The sequence below is a fragment of the Micromonospora sp. CP22 genome, assembly GCF_009712475.1.
Classification (GTDB): domain Bacteria; phylum Actinomycetota; class Actinomycetes; order Mycobacteriales; family Micromonosporaceae; genus Micromonospora.
The window spans coordinates 1-2,218 of sequence record NZ_VCJO01000047.1; the positions used below are offsets into that span (position 1 = coordinate 1).

Annotated in this window: 2 protein-coding genes; both read left to right on the plus strand. The window is 69.4% G+C overall.

Annotated elements, in window-relative coordinates:
* The first annotated feature begins 110 nt into the window (after positions 1-110).
* Entirely contained in the window at positions 111-1,649 is a 1,539-nt protein-coding gene (locus FF096_RS27415; RefSeq protein WP_309223933.1) for a Mu transposase C-terminal domain-containing protein, read from the plus strand.
* Positions 1,646-2,146, plus strand: a complete 501-nt coding sequence (locus tag FF096_RS26125; RefSeq protein ID WP_230463002.1) for an AAA family ATPase — start codon at positions 1,646-1,648, stop codon at positions 2,144-2,146. The genes FF096_RS27415 and FF096_RS26125 overlap by 4 nt, the downstream gene beginning before the upstream one ends.
* Positions 2,147-2,218 lie beyond the last annotated feature (72 nt).

The following is a 2,218-nucleotide window of genomic DNA, read 5'->3' on the forward strand; positions in this document are numbered from 1 at the left end:
CCGCGCCACCCTGCCCGCCCCAACGGTGCATGTCACGCCGCCACGCCGTCCAAAACAGACCTTCTCAAACACGCTCTCAGGGGCTGTGGGGGCTGGTCGACCAGCGGGCGGTGCGGACGTGGGAGGTCGCCGGCCGGGCCGACGCTCGGCTGGTCGAGGTTGTCCGGGAGGTCATCGCGGCGCAGACCGATGCCTCGACCGGCACCCGATCCCGCCTGATCCGCCAGGTGATCAAGCGGGTCGAAGAGATCCACGGGCCGGGGGTGGTGCCGCTGCCCGGTCGCAGCGCCTTCTACGAGCTGGTCGACCGGCTCGCCGCCGGCAAGCACACCTTCGGCTCAGCGGTCACCCGCCGGCAGATGGCCAACCGGCCTACCGGCGTGTTCACTCCGACGTTCGCCTCCCGCCCCGGTGAGCAGGTGCAGATCGACTCCACCCCAATCGACGTGATGGTGGTTCTCGACGACGGTTTGCCGGTCCGGGCCGACCTGACGATCGCCGTTGACGTCGCCACCCGCACGATCTGCGCCGCGGTGTTGCGCCCGGTCGGCACCAAGGCCGTCGACGCGGCGTTGCTGCTGGCCAAGATGTTGGTCCCGGAGCCGATGCGGCCGGGCTGGGCCAACGCGCTTCGGCTGTCGGCGTCGCGGATGCCGCATGTCCGGTTGGTCGACATCGACACCCGCATGCGGGAGGCGGCGGCCAGGCCGGTGATCGTCCCGGATCAGATCGTCATCGACCACGGCCGGGTGTTCGTCTCGGAGACCTTCGAGCGGGCCTGCAACCGGCTCGGGATCTCCGTCCAGCCGGCCCGCAAGGGCACCCCGACCGACAAGGGTGTGGTCGAGGCCACGAACGCTGCGGTCAAGACCTTGTTCGCGCAGCACGTCGCCGGATACACGGGCGGCAACCCGATGATGCGCGGCCGTGACGTCTCCGGGGAGTGGACGATCGGCGAGTTGCAGGACCTGCTTGACGAATGGCTCATCGTTGGCTGGCAGCATCGCCCGCACGAGGCGCTGCGTGACCCGCACCAGCCTCGGCGGGTGCTCACTCCGAACGAGAAGTACGCCGTGCTGGTCGCTGTCGCCGGTTACCTGCCGCTAACCCTGACCGGCGAGAATTACCTGGAGTTGCTGCCGGTCAAGTGGCGGCGGATTACCGACGAGGGCATCCAGATCGACAACCGCACCTACAACGCCGCCGCTCTTGGCCCCTACCGGCACCAGCGGTCCGGAATGGTCGCGCAGCGGGACCGGTGGGAGGTGCACTACGACCCCTACGACGTCTCCCAGGTCCACCTGCGCACCCCGGATGGCTGGATCACTGTCCCCTGGACGCACCTGCCGATGGTGTCCGCGCCGTTCGCCGACTTCACCTGGCGTCACGCTCGTCGCCTGGCCGGCAGGGGAGCCACCGAGGCCGAGATCACCCGGGTTCTCGACGACCTGCTCACCCGTGCCGAGCACGGACCGGACAAGGCGAGCGCCCGCATCACCGCCCGCACCCGCGCCGGTCAAGCCACCCACCGGCCTCAACTGCCCGAGCCTGCCCCACCCTTGGCCGTCGACGAGTCCACCGCGCCGGACGCTGAGGTCATCCCGTTCGGGGTCTTTGACGCTGACGCCGAAGCAGAGAGGTGGATATGACCACCGTCGCCGACGACGATGTGATCATGCAGGAGGAACCGCCGACCACCAAGGAAGGCTGGCGCCGGTTCGTGGACTACCAGCCCGAACCACCGGCCGCGCTCAGCGCCGAGCAACTCCTCGCGCTGACCCGGTCGCGGCGGGCCGCGCACGACGAAGCCCGCCGCGAATACCACGCCGAACTGCCGCTGGTGAACACACCGATCATCCGGCAGATGCTGGGCACCGGTCGGCTGCTGGTCCAGCTCAACCGGCGGCAGGTCTCCGCCCGGCGCGGCCTGATCCTGTCCGGCGCATCCGGCACCGGCAAGACCACCGCGCTGACCCAGCTCGGCCGCACCCACGAACGCGCCGTCCGCAAGCGGCACCCTGACAGCCGGCACCGGCTGCCGGTCGCCTACGTCACCGTCCCACCGGCCGCGACCGCCAAAATGCTCGCCGTCGAGTTCGCCCGTTTCTACGGTCTGGAGTTCTCCGCCCGGGCCAACATGCCCTAGCTTGATCTTTAACCTGTGCGGCGTGGCCGGGGATTGGTCGATTTCTTCTGGGAAGAGGTTGTCTTCCCGGTC

Coding starts and splice junctions, on each gene's coding strand:
- FF096_RS26125 (WP_230463002.1), top strand. CDS start 1,646: ATGACCACCGTCGCCGACGACGATGTGATCATGCAGGAGGAACCGCCG.